Consider the following 21,435-nt stretch of genomic DNA (forward strand, 5'->3'; position numbering starts at 1 on the left):
AAGGATAAGCGTTACTGGCCAGGTTGTTAGGCAGCATAGAAAATCGTTGCGTAGGGAGGCAGCCTGCACAGTAAACAATGCGTGTTTTCTTCTGATAGCCAATCCCATCGCAACAAGTATCTAAAGTGTGCGATCACTTTAGATACTTGTCCTCAGAGAATCCTGAGAAAAACCTGAATAAACGCCTGAGTTTTTCTGATCCAGGCATCCGCACCGCTTCTTAAATCACTCAGCGCATAGATTTGATCAAGTAGCCTCATCTGCCTTGCACGTCATTCGAGGCTACCCTACTGCATGCTAATCTGCGTATACCCCAACACCGTTCCGGTGGCAAAGGTCAGGTCTATCAGGGCAATCTGATAGTCATTAATGGCGCGAATTTCCTTGATCTGCGCCTCGCCTAGCCGGGTCAGCGTTTCCAGCACTTCGGTCATGGTACGCAAGCCTTCATTAAACTGCTTGAGTTCGGCTTCGTAGTTATAGCCGGCGATCATCACCTGCTGGCGTGCCGCGAGGATGCGCTGCCAGTTTTGCTCAAGCTTATCCAGGGCGTCGTGAATTTCGCGTTTGACGGTCAGCGCTTGCAGCGTTTTGTTTGTCAGGCGCTGCATACGCTGGGCAATCGCTTTATCCAGCTTGGCTTTGCGCGCTTCATTGCTCACCGGCATTTCAAACTTCAGGCCCACGGACCAGTCATTGTATTGGCCATTCAGCAAGTCCTGACCGATATTGCCTACCCGGTTGGCAGAACTGGACAGGGCGCCGTATTGGTAATCCAGCGTAAACATCGGCAGGGTCTGATTTTGCAGATAATCAATTTGTAATTGATCTGCGCTCAGTTTGAGCTCCTGATCGAGTAGCTCGATGCGGCTATCCAACGCATCTTTGAGCAGTTTTTCACGGTCGAACTCAAACTTGACCAGATTGGGCGTGGTAGAAGGTACCCACGGCAAACTAGTCATGCCTTGCTCCGGCAATTCGTTGAGCAGGAACTGTAACTGGCGCTGGGCCAGCTTGAGGTTGGTTTCGGCAATAATCAGCGCTTCCATGCGATCCGCGACACCAATTTCAGCACGGTTGACTTCAATCGCGGCGGTGAGACCCTCCTGCACGCGGCGTTTGACCATGGCCAGATTTTGGCTGGCATATTCGTACTGATTGCGGCGCACATCCAGGGCCGCCCAAGCCTCGTATAAATCCCAGTAGGCTTTATCCACCATGGTGACTATACGAATGCTTTGCAACCGCGTTCTGAGCTGGGCGCTATCCTGATCAAGTGCTGCAATGCGGATACTGGCCTCGTTCACCTGTCGCCCGGCATTACGCAACAACGGCTGGCTAAAGGAGAAGCGCAATGCACTGCGGTATTGGTCACTGGGCAGACTGCCCTTGCTCTGGTAGTTTTCCAGTGGCGCACTCAGGGTAACGCTACCACCCGTTCTTAACGGCACTTTGATGCCCGTTTCCAACTCCCAAAACTCCTTGTTTTGGGCTGCCGGATTCAGTTTGACCAGCTCGCTATCCAGCGCAGGATTATCCGACTTGAAAATCACTTTGTCGCCCGCCATCGCAGGCAAGTCTTTCTGGCCATATTTGGCGTAGGCAAAAATGACCTGGTCAAACTTGGCCTGCTCTTCACGCAACGATTGCGCGGCAATGGTCGGGTCGATTTTGGCCACTTGCAAATTAAGATTATTTTGCAACGCCTTCTGCCGCACATCCGCAATACTCAGTTGCGGCCCTTGCTTGGGCGCATTGCTGAGCATATTTGCAGTTTCTGGCGAGTCAAACGGTTGCAGCGCACTTTTCAGGTCTATCACTACCGACTTATTGCGTTGTTGCTGCTGCTGTTTGACCGCATCATGCAGCGGCACACCCTTGCCCTTGGCATATGGCTCCAGGCCGCGGCCTTCTGTGTTCTGCAATCGCTGGCGCGCCCGGCTGTCACTCAATGACTCATCCGCACCGACAACTGTGGCCAATAGCATACTGGCCAGACCAAACAGCCTGGTCAAAACCGGTATTTGCACACCACGCTTCATTTGCTTACCCCAACGCCAGCCGGTAGATTGAGTGGTGTCGGCTCATGCGGGATTCTGGGCGGGAAGCCATTGAGCAGGCGCCACAATTCATAGCCTATCGTCACTTTCTCCAACAATACCCAACCCTTGGCACTGATACCCTGACGCAAAAAGCGGGCTTCTGGCCATTGCGGCGTGCCTTCTTTATGGATCACCATGATACGGAAATGCCCGGTGCCATTGTCAGTCGGGTCGACGAAAGCAATTTTTCCCTCAAAAGTGCCCACACCGACTTGCGCCCAGCCAGGCACCTGAATCGCAGGCCACCCCTCAAATTCGAGACGCACAACACTGTCGCGAGTAATCAGTGGCGCATCGCGGCCATCAACCCATAACTCCACGGCACGCTGCGAGGTATGTGGCACAATAATCAGCAAGGGATCACCTTGCTTGATTATCTGGGATTGTGAATTGACCGGTAAACGGAAAATCGTGCCATCTCGGGGCGCGATGATTTTCTGCATGTTTTGCCGCGCCAGTGAAATCTCGGAGCTGTGCAGGCTGTTTTCAGCATCTGAGACCTCGCCTTTGATTTTGTTGATATTGGCCGTGACCGAATCCAGATATGCTTGCGTATCGGCACGCACCTGGCGGATTTCTGCTTGTGCCGACTGCGCCTCGGCCATGGCCGATTGCAGTTGCGCCTGCACGCTATTCAAGTTACGGCTGGCAATCGTATGGTCACGCTCAGCCACTTCGGTGTCTCGCTTGGAAACCAGGCCATCGCCCAGTAGGCGTTGCATACGCTTGACCTGCATCGTGGCAGCATCCAGCGTCGCTTGAGCAGAGTTCACCGCTTCACGTGCACTGAGAATTTTTTGGTTAGCGACATCCAACTTGTATTGGGCGGCGGTGATTTTGGCATCACGGCCGGCGGCCAGGTTGTCACGCTGCACCGAGTAAGCTGATAACTCGCTTTGCTTGGAAGCGAGTTTGTCCTCCAGGTTATCGCGCTGCGCTTGCAGGCGCTGCCTGAAGTTAGGATCAGTATCGCTGATTTCCAGCAATACATCGCCTTGCTTCACTTGCGAACCCTCTTGCACATACCAGTGCTGGATGAGCCCGCTCACGGGGGCATCGACGGTTTGCACCCGCTCGGAGGGAGAGTAGGCCGTGACCTTGCCCAGCGCGGTCACGTTTTGTTGCCATGGCAGAGGCAAAAAAGCAAGGGGCAGCACAACAAGCAGCCAGGCCATCCGTTTGATCCAAACCCTTAAATGCTCAGGGGTTTGTACGCTTTGTGTCAGCATACTTTCAACCGTATTACTCATGCTGACCTCCTGCCACGTCTGTCGCCGCTTGGCTTTGCAGATGAATGACTTGTTTGCATTGCTGGGCGATATGCTGATATCGCGTGGTGATCAACACCATCCAGTCCTGCTGGTGACGTTTAAGCAACATCAGCACCTGATCCAGCTCATGTTGCGCCAGTTGATCCAGCAAGCCATCAATGATTAATACATCCGGTTGACCCAGCATCGCACGGGCAAGCATTAACCGTTGTAACTGTGTATGCGTCATCGGTGCGCCAAAGTCAGTCAACACCGTTTCTACGCCATTGGGCAGCTTGCTGATTTCTTGCCACAACCCAAGCACCTGCAGTAACTCAATCACCTGATCAAGTGTCACCTCTGGCCGTTGCAACCTCAGATTATCCAGAATAGAGCCATGCTGCCACTCGACTTTGTTCGCCACGCCAATCCGGTCACGCAAATGTGCCAGGTCAAGCTGGCGCACATCAATGTCGTTGTAGCTGACATGTCCTTGCAGCGGCTGCCTCATTCCGGTGATCAGCTCCAGCAACGTCGTTTTACCGCTGCCTAAGCCACCGATTAACGCCAGGCTCTCACCACGTTGCAAGTTAAAACTCAGGTTGCTGACCAAAGCGGCTTGATCCGCGTGTTGAAAAGTCAGCTGATGCACCTTCAGGGTAGTGTAGCCTTCCTGACCTGACTGATGCTCCCCAGAGCGCTCTACAGGCAAGGTTTCCAGCACACCAAGTTTATCGACCGCCGCAAGCAGATCATAGAAATACTCCAGCTTGGTCACAAATCGCACAAACGCAGAAAGCACCCCAAAAATAATCAGCTCTGCGGCAACAAACTGGCCCAGATTGATCTGGCCTTTAATCACCAGTGTCCCGCCTAATATCAGCATACCCGTGCCAATCAAGGCATACAGACCCACCGCGCCTATCAGTTGCATCATGAGTACTTTAAAGTGCTTGGTCCTGACTTGCAGATAGCCTTCTGCAAGCTGCGCGGTATTCGCCGTGTTGCGCTGAGTCGCACCATAAAACTTTGAGAGCCATTTATTGCGGGCAATGGTTTCCAGCCAGGCCGCCATTTCATATTTGGCTTTAGACTCTTTGATCGATGTCTCTTCTGCCTGTTTACCCAGGCCAAAAATAATCACCCACAACACAATCAGCATGAGGATGACCAAAATGCCAAAATACAGACTATAAAAAAGCAGCACAATGCTGCCGATGATGCCTTGCAACAAGGCGGTCAAGCCAACCGTGAGCAAAGTCGCCATCGATTTCTGCACGGTTTGAATATCAAAATAACGATTCACCAGTTCTACCGGATTGAATTTGTCATACACAGAAATATGAATTTGCCCGGTATTTTGCGCAATCTGTAAGCTATACCGTACAAAAAGCCGTCGTTGAATCATCTCAACCAGAAAACTCTCAATGGCATAAATCGCACCAGACAACGCCAGCAAACAAAACAGGATAAACCCCACGACGTACAGCGGCTGCAATACGCCGCCCATGGTGACGATATTCACCATCGCCTGCACGGCAACAGGGGTCGCGATACCCAGCACACCATAAGCTGCAGTTAAATAAAACAGCAGCAAAATGTCCTGTTTTTCAAATGAGAGTAATTTGACGACTCTTTGAAAAGGGCTGAGAGATGTTGTATGAATGTTTGCCATAATAAGAATTGTTGTTAACTAGGCCCTGTAAATGGATAACAACCGTTTATATTAGTTCCCAAAAAAAAACGGCTCTAACTAGAGCCGTTTCTTTATACCACACAACGATTACAAGCTGTAAGCACGCTCGCCATGTTCAGTCGTGTCCAGACCTTCGCGCTCATATTCTTCACTCACACGCAGACCGACAACCGCATCTACCACTTTGTAAAGAATGACGCTCACAATACCTGTCCAGATCAAGGTCACGACCACTGCGATGATCTGAGTAGAGACCTGACCACCCATCGTCACACCTTCTGCGTAACCAACACCACCCAAACCTGGTGACATCAATACGCCAGTGCCAACAGCACCCCAGATACCGGCCAAGCCGTGCACACCGAACACATCCAGTGAGTCATCGTAGCCCAGTGCACCTTTCAGTTTAGTCACGCCCCACAGGCTGATAAAGCTGGCAGTGAAGCCGAGGATGATGGAACCCATCGGGCCGATAAAGCCGCAAGCAGGGGTAATCGCAACCAGACCAGCGACTGCACCAGAAGCGGCACCCAGCATGCTTGGCTTACCTCTGAACAACCATTCAGCAAAAATCCAGCCCAGTACAGCAGAACCTGTTGCCAATTGTGTATTGATCAGCACCATACCGGCAATGCCATCAGCAGCCAGTTCACTACCGACGTTAAAGCCAAACCAACCTACCCACAGCAAGGAAGCACCAATCATGGTCATCACCAGGTTGTGCGGAGGCATGGCTTCTTTACCGTAACCAATACGTTTGCCCAACATGATGGCACCAATCAAGGCAGCGATACCAGCGTTGATATGTACGACAGTACCACCAGCAAAGTCTTTGGCACCCAGCTCTGCCAGGTAACCACCACCCCATACCATGTGTGCGATTGGGATGTAGGCAAAAGTCACCCACAATGCCGTGAACAACAATACAGCAGAGAACTTCATACGCTCAGCAAAACCACCAACAATCAACCCCGGTGTAATGGCAGCAAATGTCAGCTGGAAGGTCAAAAACACGTATTCTGGAATGGTGCCTGAGAGGCTTTCTGGTGTAATACCCGCCAGAAACGCCTTGCTTAATCCACCGACAATCATGTTACCTTCGCTGAAAGCCATGCTGTAACCATACGCAGCCCACAATACAGAAATCATAGAGAAGACAACAAACACTTGCATCAGCACTGACAGCATGTTTTTCTGACGCACCAAACCGCCATAGAACAAAGCCAGGCCAGGAATCGTCATCAAAATCACCAGCACAGTGGCAACAATCATAAACGCGGTATTACCCACATCCAGGGTTGGGGCTGGTGCTGCTTCAGCAGCAGGGGCAGATTCGGCCGCTGCAGGCGCTTCGGCCGCAGGTGCCGCATCAGTAGAAACGGTTTCTTGTACTGTGATGGTTTCAGTCACAGTTTCTTCTGCATAACTGACTGGGCTTGCCGCCAGACCCATCACGGCGACCAGCGATAATATGGAAAGAATTTTCTTCATAACAGAAGCCCTTTCTTATAGCGCATCCGGACCGGTTTCGCCGGTACGTATACGGTAAACTTGTTCCAAATCGAAGACAAAGACTTTGCCATCGCCGATTTTGCCTGTTGCGGCTGCTTTTTCAATCGCGTCTACGACCTGATCCAGCATGTCATCTTTGATCGCAACTTCGAGTTTAACTTTAGGCAAAAAATCTACGACATATTCAGCACCACGATACAACTCAGTGTGCCCTTTTTGACGGCCAAATCCTTTGACTTCAGTGACAGTGATGCCTTGTACGCCGATATTGGACAAAGCCTCACGCACCTCATCAAGCTTGAATGGCTTGATTATTGCGGATACAAATTTCATTTGCTTCTCCCGTTGTTAACTCTGGCAGGCACATGCCCGCCAGATCTAAAACTTGCTTACTTAGAATGTACGGCCAAGTGTCAAAACAAATCGACCATCATTCAGATTTTTACCCTTAGCGCCGCCGTTAAAGCTTGAGCCTCCATAGCCACGATCACTCCAGTAACGAGAGTTATCCGACTCTACCCAATACACGCCAGCGTTCCAACCTTCTGTGGCACCAATCTTGAAAGCCTTACTTAACCCAATTTTCCAGTCTGTGTAGTCTGGATTATCCGCCATGGATGTGGAAGTGCTAGGACCACTGCCGCCACCGATACTTGAGAAATCAGCCGCAAGATTTAATTTACCAGAAACATTTAAACGCCCTACGTGACCAATCAGAGTTAAATCCCACCATGGCAATGGATAAGCCGCGTTAATTTCAAAATATGTAGATCCTTTTGTACTACCATCCCAGCCTGTATTTTTATCAGCACCGAACCAGTCAGTCAGAGTATAAGAAAGTTTAGCGCTAATCCAATCATATGAAATACCCGCATTAAATTCATATGTATCCCAACGCCCGCCTTTTGGAGTTTGACTGAAGCCTGCAGGATCACCGGCTAAGTTGTATTTTTTCCAAGAACCACCTGGATACAGGTAGCCATAAAGGCCAACCGTGTAACCCAACTTCTCAACTGTCGGAATTGTTCCATTAAAACCAGCATAAACATCAATTTCGGTGTTTGCATCAGGATAGGTATTCGGTGTTACACCTGAACCCCAGATACCGGCATAGAAACCGCTTGAGTGAGTAATGTCCATACCGCCTTGTACAGTCGGCTTATGCCAGGATTGTGAAATACCACGGAAGTAGTAGTCTGATACCACGCCGATGTTACCTGTGGCAGTCCAATCGGAACTGCTTTGTTTTTCTTCCATGTATGGTGCTTTTGCCTCTTTAAGCTCTTCATGCAAAACCTGTGGCTCATCGGCATGTGCGAAATTAGCGAAAGACAGTGTCGCAAGTACAGCTGTAATTAACTTAGATTGGCGCATTTATTTAGTCCTCTCTCTGTGAAAATCTTGATCGAATTGTTGTAAACGAGAATGAAACAACATTGACCTAAAAGCAAAGCACGTGCCAACCTATATAATCATTAAAAATCAATAAATTAATGAAATTATTTAATCAAGAAAGTTAAATTAATAGCGCAACAGTCTGTTATTTATTAAAAACATATAAAAATCAACTATTTGCATACACTTTTTTGATGTGCTTACATGCTAAAATAGCCTCACAAGGAGAGCCTGCCATGCTATTTTCAAATGAAAAAATTAAAGAATTATCTTTTAAAATCAAACAACTAATTGATTCAAGCCCCATTTCAGAGCTTGAAAGCAACTTGCATGCACTAATTCAGGGCATGCTCCCCAAAATGGAACTTGTTTCGCGCGAGGAATTTGATATTCAGGCCGCTTTGCTGGCACGCACGCAGCAACAATTAAAACAGCTTGAAGAAAAAATCAGCCAGCTAGAACAAGCCAACGCCGCCAGAAAGTAAAATTTAATTTACAATTGTTAGCATTCTTTGGTGCGGGAGTGCTACATGAGTTTGGCCGTGTTATACAGTCGGGCCCTGAGTGGGATGGATGCACCAGAAGTGGTGGTAGAAGTGCATCTCGCCAATGGCCTGCCCAGCTTCACTATCGTCGGGCTGCCAGAAACCGAAGTGAAAGAGAGCAAAGACCGGGTTAGGGCCGCGATTCAAACCGCACAGTTTGAATTCCCGGCGCGGCGGATTACAGTTAACCTGGCACCGGCAGATCTGCCCAAAGAGGGTGGCCGTTACGATTTGCCGATTGCGCTTGGGATTCTGGCTGCCTCCGGGCAATTACCTAAACAAGCACTGGCAAACTATGTTATCGCTGGCGAACTGGCACTGACAGGCGAGTTAAGGCCGATACGCGGCGCCCTGGCGATGACTTACCAACTGATTCAGGACCCGGCGCACAAAAGGGCGGCGATTTTGCCCCAGGAGAGTGCACATGAGGCAAGCCTGGTAGAGGGCTGTTCCATTTTTGCCGCGAATAGTCTGCTTGAAGTCTGTGCCCATCTATCTGGTAAACAATCGCTGTCCCCTCACCCGCTGGTGCTGTCAGAATCCTCATTAAGCTTTCCGGATTACTTCGAAGTCAAGGGTCAATTACGCGCCAAGCGCGCCCTGGAAATTGCTGCGGCGGGCCAACATAGTTTATTGATGAGCGGCCCGCCAGGCACAGGCAAAAGCATGCTGGCGAACCGGTTTAATAGCATTCTGCCTGACATGACTACGCAGGAAGCGCTGGAAAGTGCGGCAATTTTGTCACTGACCGGCCAGTTTCCGGCCAGCCAGTGGAAAAAGCGGCCATTCAGGGCGCCACATCACACCGCCTCTGCCGTGGCACTGGTGGGTGGCGGCAGTGTGCCCAGACCCGGAGAAATCAGCCTCGCCCATCACGGCGTATTATTTTTGGATGAGCTGCCTGAGTTCGATAGGAAAGTGCTGGAGGTGCTCCGCGAGCCGCTGGAAAGTGGCAATATCACCATTTCTCGGGCAGCCAGACAAGCAACTTTCCCGGCCCAGTTTCAATTGCTTGCAGCGATGAATCCTTGTCCATGTGGCTATTACGGGCACTATAACCAACGCTGCCGCTGTACGCCTGAGCAAATTCTGCGCTATAAAAACAAACTGTCCGGCCCGCTGCTGGACAGGATAGACATGAATATTGATGTGCCAGCACTCAAGCCAGAAGAGTTGTCACATGACCATCATGGTGAGCAGAGTGCGGCCATTCGTGCACGCGTGATTCAGGCGCGAGAGCGTCAACTGATGCGCCAACAGAAGCCGAATGCTGCCTTGGGTGCGCTTGAGATTTCCACCCATTGCCAATTGGGTGAGCAGGCGAATCATTTGCTGCAAATGGCGGTGCAAAAGTTTTCACTGTCTGCCCGCAGCTATCACCGCATCCTCAAGGTCGCCAGAACCATCGCTGACCTGGCGCAGGCCGAACACATTCTGGATAAGCACATTGCAGAGGCGCTACAATATCGGCGTCATGACTATTGAAAGCGTATTCCACATGCAACTTTATGATGCCAGTATCGCCCCGCTGATTCGTAACCTGCAAAATCTCGAGCACATCCTGCGGCAAGGGGAAGCCTATGCAGAACAGAAAAAAGTCGCACCAGAAGTGCTACTGAATAGCCGCTTGTATGTGGACATGTACCCATTAATCAAACAGGTGCAACTGGTGAGTGACATGAGCAAAGGGGCGGGTGGACGACTGGCAGGCATAGACATTCCGCAATACGCGGATGATGAAGCGAGTTTTGAACAGCTCTACGCCAGAATCGCCAAGACAGTCGCGTTTCTCGAAGCCATCAAGCCTTCACAGCTGGAAGGCGCCGAGCATAAAGAAGTGGTGTTAACCATACGTAAAGTGGATCTGACCTTCACTGGCTTGGATTATCTCGAAAAATGGGTCATGCCCAATGTCTATTTTCATGTCACCACGGCATACAACATTTTGCGCCATCTTGGGGTGCCACTGGGCAAAACCGACTACCTGGGTCAAAAGCGCTGATGCCTCAAGGCCGTTTGCGCCAGTAGCCCGGTTGCTGGTCTGACTGCAACATGGCTTTACGGCGCAATGTCTCATAGGCTTCGCTGTCTGAAATTCCTTGGGCAGAGGCCATTGCTTTCGCCTGCTTGTTCGCAGCAACCACCCAGTCAGGATTTTCCTGATAGCCCCGGTCTTGCATGCAATGTTCCAACACGCGTGACTGTCTAGCCGCTTTTTCCAGCTTCTGGAAGGGTAGTTGCTCTGGTAACGCGGCCGCTGCCTTACTGGCAATCAAATCACACTCATTGATAGTATGAGCCAGCGCACTTTGCGCAGGTGAAGACGCTGGCAACTGCAGCGATTGCCAATACCAATACCCCACCGCCGCCAGCATGGCCATTAACACAACCCACATAAACCGACTCGCACGCATGCATCCGACTCCTTTTTGTTGTTCAACCCTGCCAATATTTTAAGCCAAACCGGCCGACAGCCCTTATAAAATCTGGATTGCTTCATTAAAGCGTCATACAAGACCATTAACATAGATTTAAATGATCGCATGAACAAATTAATTCAAGAATGGAAACCTGATGACGTTAATACAAGTATACATAAACAGAACTAAAGGACGCCCCATGAAAGACTTGCAACAAGACGAGCCGCTGACTTATACCGCCAGCATGCCAGAATTGATGACGGCGCAGGACATTATGTATCTGGCTGAAGATATCACTGCAGACAGCAACATTCAGGCAATTTACAAACCTGCTGAGCTGACGCTGGAAGTCGTGTAAAACACACCGGCAGTTTGCCTCACACCGCTACGCAGTTCATAGCGTGGCATAGCATCGCATGTTGCTTGCCCAGACACCCAACTGGTCCAGCCCCCAACTGATAGACACCCGCCTGACGTTTGCCTACAATAAAACTTCTCTTCAACCGGACGAGAAGGAGGCAACCATGTTTTTAGGCGCAGCAGGCATCTACACACTGATTGGCATCGTCGTCGCAATTTGCCTGATATTGTATGTATTTGCAAAAAAGGTAAAGTAATCCGTATCACATAAAAAAGCCCCGTTTACGGGGCTTTTTTATTGCACACCTCAGATTGGTTACTGGGATTGGTTACTGGATCAATTCACGCCAGCTTTGCTTGGTGCCATAACTACCATTGCTTTTTTGCTTGAAAATCACCGTGGCCTTGCTGGATCCCGACAACCCAAATATCTGGTCATCCAGGCTTAATTGCTGCGGGGTAGGGTCATTACTGCCAGTCACCACAACATGCGGCACGCCATTCCCGTCATAGACAATATTAAACCCAACGGCGGGTGTGGTCATAGGCTCAGAAATGGCACCGCTAGGCAACAAAGAGCCGCCTTTTTTATAGTTAAAGAAGTTAAACCAGCCATAGCCGGCACCACTACAAGCCTCACTACTTGGCACGAGCGTTGGCATCATCAGGGCGCCATTCAGCAGCAATGGATCCAGATTGACACGTTCCCCTGCAGGAAAATCCAGCACCCAGCCATAGCCAGAATCAAAATTCACCGTGCCAGTGGAGGTCACCGTACGATCCCCGCTTAACACTTGCGTCGTTAACTGACTACGGCCAATTGGCGTGGTCTGGCCGCCATCCTTAAACACATAGACAGAGTTCTGAGGCGTATTGGTTAAATCGGCAGGCTCCAGAAACTTGCCGGTACCCACCATGACCACCATATTTTTATCGACCTTGCCCAACTCTGGCTGGGTAGTCACTTTTTGTGCAGTACCGCCACCCGCAGTCAAGCTCGCAATTTTATTGACGGTATTGGTATTGATATTAAAACGCCAGATATTGCCATTTAAATCGCCACCATAGACATTTAATACCGTGTTGTTCTCAAACATTTGCTCAGCGTAGCCGGAAATTTTTGCCAAGCCGCTCGGGTTGGCAGCATCCCCCTCGCCAGTCGTCAATGTTTTTAACAGGCTGCCTGTTCTGGCATCGAGGACATATAAATAGCCACGGCCATCGCCGACCGGATTGTTTGCAACAAAGGTGCCATCGTTGAGTTTGCGAGCATTGGTGCCGTTGTTGTACCCAGAAGTCAAAAGCACCACCCACCGCCCATCCAGCATTTTAGTCACCATCGGGTTACCAAAGCTGTAGCCTAGCGTATTGTTTATGCCATCTGGCTGAGCATAAAACTCCCAAAGGACTTGTGGGTTTTCCGGTGTGGTCACATCCAGCGCAAAATAGCCACGCCCGCCCCCGTTTAGCCCGGAAACCAAAATCGTACGCCACTCCGCATTGTCCCCGGTGCAAGCTGAGATACAGATATCCGTGACCACCGGGCTGCCATTGACATAATTGGTATGGTAATTGGCACCATATTCCTTATCTGCCAGATTGGCCAGATTCGGAATGACTGGAGATGGGATAAAAGCCCATAGCTCTGTGCCGTCATTGGCATTGAACGCATGTAGCATGCCATCGTTAGCCCCGACATAGACGGCGGCTGTACGTGTTTTAGCCCAAGTTTTGTAAGCTTTATAGCCGGGATCGAGATAATCAACGTTCGAAGCCCTGAAATAACTGGGGCGAGATTGTGAGATATCGCCCAGTGTTGCCTGCCGCTCTCTGAATAAGCGGTTGGCAGGCGCTGTATTCATACTGTTGTCTTCATAGGTCTTATTCCCAATCAGGTAATCAACCAGCTTGTCGGCTTTTTGAGTATCTGTCATTTTCGGATCGGTGGCAGGCAAGGCTTTCATCTGGCTTAAAGCGTTATAACCTTCTTCCAGTTTAGTTCTATACGCTGCCGGTAAATTACCAGGTTTAAAGTCAGCACGGGCATTGTTATTGTTAAAGTAAATTTTACGTTGCCCAATTTGCGTTTTGAGCTTGCCATCACAGCTACGGGCAATGGGCACATAGCATGCTGTTGCGTCACCAAAATTCAGCACTGATCCCAGAGAACCGTTAGCGTTGCTACAAGTTGAATCGGTGGAGTTGCTGGTTTTGCAATACAAGTTACTGTCTGGTCCGGTATAGGCTGTAGCTGGAGAGGTACAGGCCTCGGCCGCCACATTTTCCACACACCAAACTGCGGTTTCTGAGGTTTGCAAGGAATTGGTATTGACCGTCCGCGCTTCCAGGTTACCCGTCCATTTTACTGACTGATAACTGGCCACATACTGGAAGTTATCACCATTGGTCGGCGCCAGGCTACTGGCCGCAGCCGCGGCACTCGCACCCTGGATGGATTTAATCTCCGACAAACCCTTGGCCAAGGACTCGCGCAACAGTTTGGGGTTGCTGGCACTATAGTAGGTGCCGCCAGCATTCACAGCAGCATGCCATAAATCATCAATGCGGGTGCCGTTTTCCGCCAGAGTGGGATCAGGCCAGTTTTTGCGCATGGGCATCGCGCTTAAGTCTTTAAAGTCGCCCATGGTCTGCGTTTTATAATCATCGGTATAAAGCAGGGTCCCTGCAATGCCCAGGCCCAAGGTCAAGGTGACCATGTTTTGCTTGGGGTAATCCGTCGCCGTGCCACAAACGGATGAACCCAAAGATCCCGTGCAATTGGAGAGCGTGCTGTCACGGATATCCGTGTCATAAAAATACTTGGCCGTATCCGCCAAGGTATTGGATTTGTTACTGCTATCAAACTGTGGCGCAGGCGTACTGCCGCCATCCTGATTACCTATCGCAGTTGACCCATTAATGCGCGTAGGATTGCCGGTATCGTTCCAATAGCCGTCTGTGGTCAACAAGGTAAAGTTGGATTGGCAGGCATACTGCATCGGATCATCGGTTCCTAACGTCTTTTTGCCAGCATAGTGTTTGCCCACATTGGCAAGGGCAGTGCGCAACGGCGTCCCGCCACCAGGATTGACTGCAAACAATTTATCGTACCAGGATTGCTTTTGCGAGCTGTCAAAAGGAGCCAGCGGCAGATAATTAGAAGATGAATTATTAATCGTCACAAATCCCACCCTATACCTGGAATCCAGGGCTTTAAACGCTTGGCTGGCGGCAGTTTTCATCGAGAGCATGCGTGTACGATAATAGGTGACCCAATTAGCATAATTGGTAAACTCTTCGCTATAGGTGCAAGTAGCCGCAGCACAATCGGTTCGCTCGGCGCCTTTGCTGGTTGCCCCCGGCGCGCTATAACTGGTTTGGGCAGTCGTAATTTCCTGATATATCAGGCTGCCAGGAATATCCGTGTTATTTGTGGATAACTGTGTGGCCGTATAGCTGCCTCCCGACCCGGAAAAAGTCACTTGTATCGGACTGGCCGGGTTGAGGGCATCCCCGGCAAAGGTACTAAAATCAAAACTACTGCCATTGTTGCTGATGACAACATTGCCTGCCAATTTGCAAGCGCCTGTCATGGAGGAGTTACAGAGATTATTTTGTACGCGGCTAGAGACTGTCGAGGCGTTGGAACTCGAGGTGGTCGCGGCAGACAGCAACTCAATATTATTGATTTTGACGCTGGTCACTCTCACCGAACCACTGATACTAAAACTCAGCCGATACCGCGCGCTTGGTTCCCTCAAGTAAACATAGGTATTGCTATCATTCACTGTAGAGACATTATTGCGGATGCCCTGGCAACGGTCTTGCGTCCCACCACTGGAATCAAGTGTTCTTTTTTTAGAGGCAGCATCCGAGTTACACCAGCGCAAGGTGGCCGGATAATTATAGGCAACGCCATTCACCGTGGTTTTAGTTTTTGAAACTACACAACTGGTCAATGCAGGCGTGGTACAAAACTCACCCGGCACATAAGCGTAGTAATAGGCTGATGAGCCTCGCGTAATATTGCCATACACTGTGGTGACGTTTTCAGAAAAACCACTGAACGAGGTTTTATTGGCAAGGCTCGTCCCCAAGTAATTGAGCGGTGTACTGTAGGTCACTTCAGGGTTATAAAACTGTGTATTGTAGGCCGAGTTACTAAATAACCAGTCGGCGGCATCATAGGTATACCAGGACCAGCCGCTGGAATAGGAACGGCCATCAGGATCATCCGCGGCCCAGTCAGGGGTATAGTTGAAGCCCATACTGCCGGAGTTATCCAGCACAAACATCAGATTGGGTTTTACATCCGAGCTCCCGGAAGTTTGCAGCGGCATGGTGGCCAGGTCGAGAAACTCCGCCATGACCAAACCAGGCAATGCTAGTATCAGGAAAACAATTGTATGAAGGCAACGTGTTGGTTTCATCATTCCACCTGTTTAGTTGGAGATAAATGACTGCATATAAGTCACCGTATTTTTAGGGCCAGCGATACGCAAAGTAACGCGGTAGAGTGGCGAGTCCGAACTTGAGACGCAACGTTTGAACAGCTCCATGTTGTTGATATTGTGTGAGCAGTTTTCACCATTGTTGGGCGAGCTGGCCATCATGCAGCGCGAAGCATTGGTGGCTGCACTGCCTGCATTAATTTCGGCATTGCTGAAGTTACACATGCGCTCAATGACAAAGCGAATCTGATTACCCTGACGGTCCATGCCATTACGAATTTCGTCATTGCCGTCGGTCTGGTTAGGGACCTGGCTACTGTTGCTGTCATCCCAGGTCATGGTAGTGAGCTGCTTGCCATCACAAATTTGTGCATCCGGATTAGTATCAAACTGACTGCAGTTTGCGTAATAGCCAAGCTGCGGATGATGGGTGGTACTCACCTCAAGCACGACGTTTTTGGCAATATATTCAGTAATCCCTTCTAGCACGACATTGGCCGTGGTCGTCGCGGATTGGCGATAGACGAGGTTGCCGGACACCAGCGCATTGGTATCTACGCTACGGATCAAGGCAACGGCAGCAATAGACATCACTGCCAGCGCCAGCAAGGCAAAAAACAAGACGATCCCTCGCTGCGCTAAGGGCAGCCGGGCTTGATTGGAAGGGGTATACGGATCAGAGCGCATCACGATTCCAAAGAATATTTCTGAGAGGAATGTTGGCCTCAAAGGTCCGGTAGCGATACTGTTGCCATTGAGGCACCGCTGTTAAATCGACATTGGCAGGATTGGCATCTGCCTGCCAGACACAGACCTTGGCGAGCCCGGCAACGGAACCATTACAAGCCTGGCTAACGGCTTTTTTCTGTAGATTGCCATCCCTGGTCACCACCGCAATGCGGATGGCACGGATACGGTTTCTGTCGATGAGCGAAATCGTGTCACCAAAGATGCCGGTGGCATCCACCCAGCGGTCAACCCGGTTTAAAAAGCCGGCAGCCGTGGCCGAGGGCGATGCAGGATCAATGGTGTCAGAGATGCCATATTGCGCCTGCAAGCTCACTATGTCACTGGCAACAGGGATCGCAGCGGCATTGGGGAAAGGATCTGTCCCTGGCGTGCCGCCGCTCCTGGTCAACTCCAAGGTGCCACTAACACGGTACTCATACTGGTTCCAGGCGCCCAGGCAAGAGAATCGTACCCAGTCAGCCCCGTTCAAAATCGTTACCGGGCTGGCGGTGGGTGGCGTATTGAGCTCGCTCAGCGTATTGATGGTCCGGTCAGCGTTTAACTTTTTCAGCCTGGCCAGACTACAGTTGGGACTGCTCGGCGTTTGGTGATAGAGCACCACATCGTTTTCCTGGCAGCCAATCAGGCGGCCATCCAGGGTAGGCGTAGTAATCGTGCCCGTCGCACGCAGTGACGCACCTCCGCTGGCCGGATTACCATAGCGAATGCGCACAATATCACTGCCTGCGCCGCCATCCACAATCACCACGGGTGATAAATTGATGACGACGCCCCCTTGATTGATGGATGTCTCTATCGGGCACAACAACGGGGATGGGTCTGAGCTGTTATAAACCGGCAGTCCATATCCGGCATTCTGAGCATCACGCTGCATGTAGTACATGGCCAGCACGCCATTCGACTGAGCATCGCTACCGCCGGTAATGGCACGTTTTCTTGCTTCAAAACCGGTAAACAGGTTGCTGATCGCCAAAGTAGCCACCAGGCCAATCAGCAACCCGACCAGGAGCTCTACCAGGCTAAAGCCTGACTGCAACCGCTGTGATTTTGTGCCTACCCTATTCATCTGCTGGCCTTTGCTCAGGGTGTGACATCAAACAAATAGCTGGACGCATTAACTAAATGGCGCGTGCCGCCCGGTACTTGCCAGCCCACCGTGACGGTGATCATGCTGTTGGTGATGGCAGAAAAACTCAGGGTGCCGTTGGGTAACTGGGTTTTAATACTTTCCGTATCCACCTGGCTGACATAAGTCGCAGCATCACCGCCATAGGCCATCAGATTGGCAATATGGGTCTGTGCAATCAGCTGTGCCTCGGCACGGTAACGATTGTCACTGCTATTCTTGATCATGGCGCTTTGCAAGCCAACCAGGGCCAGCACCCCCATGCTAAAAATCACGACCGCCACCATCGCCTCAATCAATACAGATCCGGCTTGCTGGCCCAAGGTGCGTCGCGCCCTGTTAATGGATGTTTTTAACATGCGCGGGTATCCCCAACCGTGGTCACCGCAGGGTCGCAAACCTTGACGTTGCCGCCTGCCGCCAATGTCACTCTCAATGCTTTACGTTCTTCTGCCTTGACCTGGCTGTTACTCACATTCACCATGGTCAGCGCATCCGGGCTGGCCGGGTCGCGCGTACCAAAACTGCTAAACACCGCGGTATAGTTATCTGCAGTCACGGTGACATTGCTGGATGCGCCTTCGGTGGCACTTTTCTGGGTGATGACCGCTGGGCAGGCTGGCGTGATGGCAACGCAGCCAATCTGCCAGGCACTGTTGGTTTGCAATGTGAATTTCACTCGACTATTACGCTTGATCGCTTCGGCACGTGATTGCTGCAGACCGTTCCTGACAGACTCGGCCACGGTTCTGATTTGCGAATTGCCAATCGCCGTCTGAAAAGCCGGGATGGCAATACTGGAGACCGCCACCATCACAACCACGGTGACGACCAGCTCAATCAAGGTAAAGCCTTGCTGCTGCATTAGCAACTTCCTGAGGATGAAGTCAGCCAGCAAGTGGCGCCAGTGGTGCCGTCGTAAATAGAGGTCTTGGCGTTATCCTGGTTGACGGTAAATGAAAAATTACCCATGTTCTGCGCTGATTTGCCAGTCGCTTTCAGGGTATAAGTCGTTGCTGACTGGTTATCAATCGAGTAATCGAAATACTTGGCATCACTTGGGTTGCAGACAAAGCCCACATAGGTAAAATTATCCTGGTAAAACTGTTCGACCTGCACACGGCAATTGGCCAGATTGGCAGGTGCCTCGGCCGCATTGCCACTTTTGACATAATCCTGGTAACCCGGCACGGCAATGCTGGCGAGCAAGCCGATAATGGCCACCACCACCATGACTTCAATCAGACTAAAGCCTTGTTGTAAAAGACGCTTCATGAATATCCCCTTTTTGCACAGCCTTATCATGCAAACAGCGATTCTTCCTGTCTAGCAGTAGCCGACTAGCGGTTAACCCTGGCCGACAAACGGTAGCCTTGCCCCGAGCGAGCGCGACCAGGCATGGGCCTGCGCAGCTTTAGTGGTAAAATCTGGCTTTATTTTGATTGGACGCCAGGATCATGTTTGCCAGCTCTACAAAATTAATAGCACTTGCGCTGCTGTTATGCACACTGAGTGCTTGTGGCCTCAAAGGCAATTTGTATCTTCCTGAGCGTCAGTATCCTCAACCACAACCGCCATCAGACAAGTCGCCATCGTGATCCCGTTTTCAACCCAACAAGGCCTGCTGCATGCCGAAAATGTAGCCTTGCGTGATATTGCGCAAACCCACCAAACCCCCACCTACGTCTATTCGCGGGCAGCACTCACCCAGGCGTTTGAGCGTTTTGCCGCCGGGCTGCGTGGGCATGACCATTTGATCTGTTTTGCCGTGAAGGCCAACCCTAGCCTGGCGATACTGAATTTGTTTGCCCGCCTGGGTGCCGGCTTTGACATTGTGTCTGGCGGAGAGCTGGCCCGTGTAATTGCAGCTGGCGGTGACCCGAAAAAAGTCGTGTTCTCTGGCGTAGGGAAATCCCACGCTGAAATTGAGGCCGCCCTTGAAGCGGGGATTTATTGCTTTAACGTAGAGTCTATCAATGAGCTGGACCGTATCCAGCAAGTGGCGGCTCGCTTGGGTAAACAGGCCCCGGTTTCGTTGCGGGTCAATCCAAATGTGGACGCAAAAACCCACCCCTATATCTCTACCGGCCTCAAAAATAACAAGTTTGGCGTGGCATTTGAAGATGCACTGGCTTTGTATGAAAAAGCGGCGCAATTGTCCAACATTTCCGTGCATGGCGTCGATTGCCATATCGGCTCGCAGATTACCGAGCTATCGCCGTTTCTAGATGCGCTGGATAAAGTCCTTGGTTTAGTGGATGCGCTGGCGGCCAAAGGCATCCCTATTCAGCATATTGATGTCGGCGGCGGCGTAGGCATTACCTACAGTGACGAAACCCCGCCGGACTTTGCCGCCTATACGGCCGCCATCCTGCAAAAACTGGCGGGCAGAAACGTCAAGGTGCTGTTTGAACCCGGCCGCGCGCTGGTCGGCAATGCAGGCGTATTACTGACCAAAGTCGAATACCTCAAGCCAGGTGAGACCAAAAACTTCGCCATCGTCGATGCCGCCATGAACGACCTCATGCGCCCCGCCTTGTACGACGCTTTTCACAATATCACGACCATTGCCCCGTCTGCGGCACCCACTGCGGTCTATGAAATCGTAGGTCCCGTCTGCGAAAGTGGTGACTTTTTGGGCCATGACCGGACACTGGCAATTGCAGAAGGCGATTATCTGGCCATACACTCTGCCGGTGCTTATGGCATGAGCATGGCCAGCAACTACAACACGCGTGCACGTGCCGCAGAAGTACTGGTCGACGGCGATCAGGTGCATGTGATTCGCGAGCGCGAGCAGATTGCTGATCTGTTTAAACTGGAGCGCGTCTTGCCGTAAGATTGGCCGGCATTGCAATTTTCAGCAGTAATCAATAAAAAAACCGAAGCATTTGATTGCTTCGGTTTTTTTATTGTTAAAAGATACGTGTTAATCAAAAATCACGGTCTTGTTCGCATAAAGCAGAATACGATGCTCAATATGCCAGCGTACGGCTTTGGAGAGCACAACCCGTTCCAGATCACGGCCTTTCTGAATCAGGTCCTCCACCTGGTCACGGTGAGAAATACGCGCCAGATCCTGCTCAATAATAGGGCCCTCATCCAATACCTCAGTCACATAATGGCTGGTCGCACCAATCAGCTTCACACCGCGCTCAAAGGCACGGTGATAGGGGCGCGCACCGATAAAGGCTGGCAAAAATGAATGGTGTATATTGATAATCCGCTGAGGATAACGTGCGACAAACTCGGGGGACAGAATCTGCATATATCGTGCCAGCACAATCAGGTCAATCTTGTGTTGATCAAACAAGGCAAACTGCTGTGCTTCAACCTCAGCCTTGGTTTCCTTGGTCATCGGCAAATAGTGAAACGGGATGCCATAGAACTGCGCCAGTTTTTCCGTATCTTTATGATTACTGATAATGAGCGGAATCTCGCAGGCCAGCTCGCCACTATGATGACGGTGCAGCAGGTCTACCAGGCAATGATCATATTGCGACACCATGATCGCCATGCGCGTTTTTTGCTCAGACAATTTGAGTTGCCAGGTCATGGCAAAGCGTTGCGCCACCGGGCCAAATGCCTGCTCAAAATCGGCCACCGCCACATTGAAATTGGTCAGGTCCCACTCGACGCGCATCAAAAACAGATTATTTTCCGCATCCTGATGCTGGTCTGCGTGTAAAATATTGGCATTGTGCTCATACAAAAATTGCGCAATCGCCGCCACAATCCCTTTGGTATCCGGGCAGGTAATCAGCAAGGTAGCAGTGTTTTTCATAACATGGGCTTTAAGCGAGCAACAAAAATGCAGATTATACCTGA

21 protein-coding genes are annotated in these 21,435 nt (G+C 50.8%); 7 read left to right on the forward strand and 14 right to left on the reverse strand.

All coding sequences use genetic code 11. The annotated features are described in order from the left end of the window. Nucleotides 1-287: 287 nt before the first annotated feature. From ACT53D_RS10305 to ACT53D_RS10330, 6 genes are all read right to left on the reverse strand, one after another. Nucleotides 288-2,030 carry a TolC family protein gene (locus ACT53D_RS10305; RefSeq protein WP_476156049.1) on the reverse strand — a complete coding sequence of 581 codons (1,743 nt, stop codon included), beginning with the start codon at nt 2,028-2,030 and terminating at the stop codon, nt 288-290. Between the two features lie 8 nt (nt 2,031-2,038). Beyond that, on the reverse strand, nt 2,039-3,352 hold the full coding sequence (locus ACT53D_RS10310) for an HlyD family secretion protein (protein ID WP_194748996.1): 1,314 nt from the start codon (nt 3,350-3,352) through the stop codon (nt 2,039-2,041). After that, nucleotides 3,345-5,027 carry a peptidase domain-containing ABC transporter gene (locus ACT53D_RS10315; RefSeq protein ID WP_476156051.1) on the reverse strand — a complete coding sequence of 561 codons (1,683 nt, stop codon included), beginning with the start codon at nt 5,025-5,027 and terminating at the stop codon, nt 3,345-3,347. Before ACT53D_RS10315 ends, ACT53D_RS10310 begins: the two co-directional genes overlap by 8 nt. 108 nt (nt 5,028-5,135) lie before the next feature. Next, entirely contained in the window at nt 5,136-6,539 is a 1,404-nt protein-coding gene (locus ACT53D_RS10320) for an ammonium transporter (RefSeq protein WP_476156053.1), read from the reverse strand. Nucleotides 6,540-6,554: 15 nt separating this feature from the next. Continuing rightward, on the reverse strand, nt 6,555-6,893 hold the full coding sequence (gene glnK / locus ACT53D_RS10325) for a P-II family nitrogen regulator (protein ID WP_018986930.1): 339 nt from the start codon (nt 6,891-6,893) through the stop codon (nt 6,555-6,557). Nucleotides 6,894-6,953: 60 nt separating this feature from the next. After that, nucleotides 6,954-7,934 carry a TorF family putative porin gene (locus ACT53D_RS10330; RefSeq protein ID WP_476156055.1) on the reverse strand — a complete coding sequence of 327 codons (981 nt, stop codon included), beginning with the start codon at nt 7,932-7,934 and terminating at the stop codon, nt 6,954-6,956. A gap of 257 nt (nt 7,935-8,191) precedes the next feature. Between ACT53D_RS10330 and ACT53D_RS10335 the strand changes: the two genes are divergently transcribed. From ACT53D_RS10335 to ACT53D_RS10345, 3 genes are read left to right on the forward strand one after another with little or no spacing between them, the layout of a single operon-like run. Further along, complete coding sequence (locus ACT53D_RS10335; RefSeq protein ID WP_194749000.1) at nt 8,192-8,440, forward strand: accessory factor UbiK family protein; 249 nt, start codon at nt 8,192-8,194, stop codon at nt 8,438-8,440. Between the two features lie 45 nt (nt 8,441-8,485). Next, nucleotides 8,486-9,985 carry a YifB family Mg chelatase-like AAA ATPase gene (locus ACT53D_RS10340; RefSeq protein WP_476156058.1) on the forward strand — a complete coding sequence of 500 codons (1,500 nt, stop codon included), beginning with the start codon at nt 8,486-8,488 and terminating at the stop codon, nt 9,983-9,985. 13 nt (nt 9,986-9,998) lie between these two features. Continuing rightward, nucleotides 9,999-10,502 (forward strand): DUF1993 domain-containing protein, encoded by a 504-nt coding sequence (locus ACT53D_RS10345; protein ID WP_476144728.1) that lies wholly within the window; start codon nt 9,999-10,001, stop codon nt 10,500-10,502. 4 nt (nt 10,503-10,506) lie between these two features. On the opposite strand, the gene ACT53D_RS10350 is transcribed toward ACT53D_RS10345, so the two are convergent. After that, entirely contained in the window at nt 10,507-10,914 is a 408-nt protein-coding gene (locus tag ACT53D_RS10350) for a hypothetical protein (protein WP_476156060.1), read from the reverse strand. Between the two features lie 205 nt (nt 10,915-11,119). Between ACT53D_RS10350 and ACT53D_RS10355 the strand changes: the two genes are divergently transcribed. Further along, the gene (locus ACT53D_RS10355) at nt 11,120-11,278 is read left to right on the forward strand and encodes a hypothetical protein (RefSeq protein ID WP_194749004.1); all 159 of its coding nucleotides are present in this window, start codon (nt 11,120-11,122) and stop codon (nt 11,276-11,278) included. Nucleotides 11,279-11,336: 58 nt separating this feature from the next. Next, the gene (locus ACT53D_RS10360; protein WP_476156062.1) at nt 11,337-11,537 is read left to right on the forward strand and encodes a hypothetical protein; all 201 of its coding nucleotides are present in this window, start codon (nt 11,337-11,339) and stop codon (nt 11,535-11,537) included. Nucleotides 11,538-11,609: 72 nt separating this feature from the next. Here ACT53D_RS10360 and ACT53D_RS10365 read toward each other — a convergent pair whose 3' ends face one another. The 6 genes from ACT53D_RS10365 to ACT53D_RS10390 all read right to left on the reverse strand — a co-directional run bounded on the left by ACT53D_RS10365 (nt 11,610) and on the right by ACT53D_RS10390 (nt 18,882). After that, nucleotides 11,610-15,647, reverse strand: coding sequence for a pilus assembly protein (locus ACT53D_RS10365; RefSeq protein WP_476156064.1), 4,038 nt, complete (start codon nt 15,645-15,647; stop codon nt 11,610-11,612). 75 nt (nt 15,648-15,722) lie between these two features. Then, nucleotides 15,723-16,418, reverse strand: coding sequence for a pilus assembly PilX family protein (locus ACT53D_RS10370; protein WP_379074054.1), 696 nt, complete (start codon nt 16,416-16,418; stop codon nt 15,723-15,725). Continuing rightward, on the reverse strand, nt 16,408-17,547 hold the full coding sequence (locus tag ACT53D_RS10375) for a PilW family protein (protein ID WP_476156066.1): 1,140 nt from the start codon (nt 17,545-17,547) through the stop codon (nt 16,408-16,410). Before ACT53D_RS10375 ends, ACT53D_RS10370 begins: the two co-directional genes overlap by 11 nt. Before the next feature lie 14 nt (nt 17,548-17,561). After that, nucleotides 17,562-17,966, reverse strand: coding sequence for a type IV pilus modification PilV family protein (locus ACT53D_RS10380; RefSeq protein WP_194749008.1), 405 nt, complete (start codon nt 17,964-17,966; stop codon nt 17,562-17,564). Next, entirely contained in the window at nt 17,960-18,472 is a 513-nt protein-coding gene (locus ACT53D_RS10385) for a GspH/FimT family pseudopilin (RefSeq protein ID WP_194749009.1), read from the reverse strand. The genes ACT53D_RS10380 and ACT53D_RS10385 overlap by 7 nt, the downstream gene beginning before the upstream one ends. Beyond that, complete coding sequence (locus ACT53D_RS10390) at nt 18,472-18,882, reverse strand: type IV pilin protein (protein WP_194749010.1); 411 nt, start codon at nt 18,880-18,882, stop codon at nt 18,472-18,474. The genes ACT53D_RS10385 and ACT53D_RS10390 overlap by 1 nt, the downstream gene beginning before the upstream one ends. 182 nt (nt 18,883-19,064) lie before the next feature. On the opposite strand from ACT53D_RS10390, the gene lptM reads away from it, so the two are divergent. Both lptM and lysA read left to right on the forward strand, forming a co-directional pair. Then, on the forward strand, nt 19,065-19,205 hold the full coding sequence (gene lptM, locus ACT53D_RS10395) for an LPS translocon maturation chaperone LptM (RefSeq protein ID WP_379074049.1): 141 nt from the start codon (nt 19,065-19,067) through the stop codon (nt 19,203-19,205). Further along, nucleotides 19,202-20,446, forward strand: a complete 1,245-nt coding sequence (gene lysA / locus ACT53D_RS10400) for a diaminopimelate decarboxylase (protein WP_476156069.1) — start codon at nt 19,202-19,204, stop codon at nt 20,444-20,446. The genes lptM and lysA overlap by 4 nt, the downstream gene beginning before the upstream one ends. 90 nt (nt 20,447-20,536) lie before the next feature. Here the strand turns inward: lysA and purU are convergent, their stop codons facing one another. Next, nucleotides 20,537-21,391 (reverse strand): formyltetrahydrofolate deformylase, encoded by an 855-nt coding sequence (gene purU / locus ACT53D_RS10405; protein ID WP_379074045.1) that lies wholly within the window; start codon nt 21,389-21,391, stop codon nt 20,537-20,539. Nucleotides 21,392-21,435 lie beyond the last annotated feature (44 nt).

It is taken from the genome of Methylophilus sp. DMC16 (assembly GCF_056314045.1).

Coding starts and splice junctions, on each gene's coding strand:
- ACT53D_RS10365 (WP_476156064.1), bottom strand. CDS start 15,647: ATGGCGGAGTTTCTCGACCTGGCCACCATGCCGCTGCAAACTTCCGGG.
- ACT53D_RS10390 (WP_194749010.1), bottom strand. CDS start 18,882: ATGAAGCGTCTTTTACAACAAGGCTTTAGTCTGATTGAAGTCATGGTG.
- purU (WP_379074045.1), bottom strand. CDS start 21,391: ATGAAAAACACTGCTACCTTGCTGATTACCTGCCCGGATACCAAAGGG.
- ACT53D_RS10345 (WP_476144728.1), top strand. CDS start 9,999: ATGCAACTTTATGATGCCAGTATCGCCCCGCTGATTCGTAACCTGCAA.
- ACT53D_RS10310 (WP_194748996.1), bottom strand. CDS start 3,352: ATGAGTAATACGGTTGAAAGTATGCTGACACAAAGCGTACAAACCCCT.
- glnK (WP_018986930.1), bottom strand. CDS start 6,893: ATGAAATTTGTATCCGCAATAATCAAGCCATTCAAGCTTGATGAGGTG.
- ACT53D_RS10340 (WP_476156058.1), top strand. CDS start 8,486: ATGAGTTTGGCCGTGTTATACAGTCGGGCCCTGAGTGGGATGGATGCA.
- ACT53D_RS10380 (WP_194749008.1), bottom strand. CDS start 17,966: ATGTTAAAAACATCCATTAACAGGGCGCGACGCACCTTGGGCCAGCAA.
- ACT53D_RS10385 (WP_194749009.1), bottom strand. CDS start 18,472: ATGCAGCAGCAAGGCTTTACCTTGATTGAGCTGGTCGTCACCGTGGTT.
- ACT53D_RS10350 (WP_476156060.1), bottom strand. CDS start 10,914: ATGCGTGCGAGTCGGTTTATGTGGGTTGTGTTAATGGCCATGCTGGCG.
- ACT53D_RS10375 (WP_476156066.1), bottom strand. CDS start 17,547: ATGAATAGGGTAGGCACAAAATCACAGCGGTTGCAGTCAGGCTTTAGC.
- ACT53D_RS10360 (WP_476156062.1), top strand. CDS start 11,337: ATGTTGCTTGCCCAGACACCCAACTGGTCCAGCCCCCAACTGATAGAC.
- lptM (WP_379074049.1), top strand. CDS start 19,065: ATGTTTGCCAGCTCTACAAAATTAATAGCACTTGCGCTGCTGTTATGC.
- ACT53D_RS10370 (WP_379074054.1), bottom strand. CDS start 16,418: ATGCGCTCTGATCCGTATACCCCTTCCAATCAAGCCCGGCTGCCCTTA.
- ACT53D_RS10315 (WP_476156051.1), bottom strand. CDS start 5,027: ATGGCAAACATTCATACAACATCTCTCAGCCCTTTTCAAAGAGTCGTC.
- ACT53D_RS10320 (WP_476156053.1), bottom strand. CDS start 6,539: ATGAAGAAAATTCTTTCCATATTATCGCTGGTCGCCGTGATGGGTCTG.
- ACT53D_RS10330 (WP_476156055.1), bottom strand. CDS start 7,934: ATGCGCCAATCTAAGTTAATTACAGCTGTACTTGCGACACTGTCTTTC.
- ACT53D_RS10335 (WP_194749000.1), top strand. CDS start 8,192: ATGCTATTTTCAAATGAAAAAATTAAAGAATTATCTTTTAAAATCAAA.
- ACT53D_RS10355 (WP_194749004.1), top strand. CDS start 11,120: ATGAAAGACTTGCAACAAGACGAGCCGCTGACTTATACCGCCAGCATG.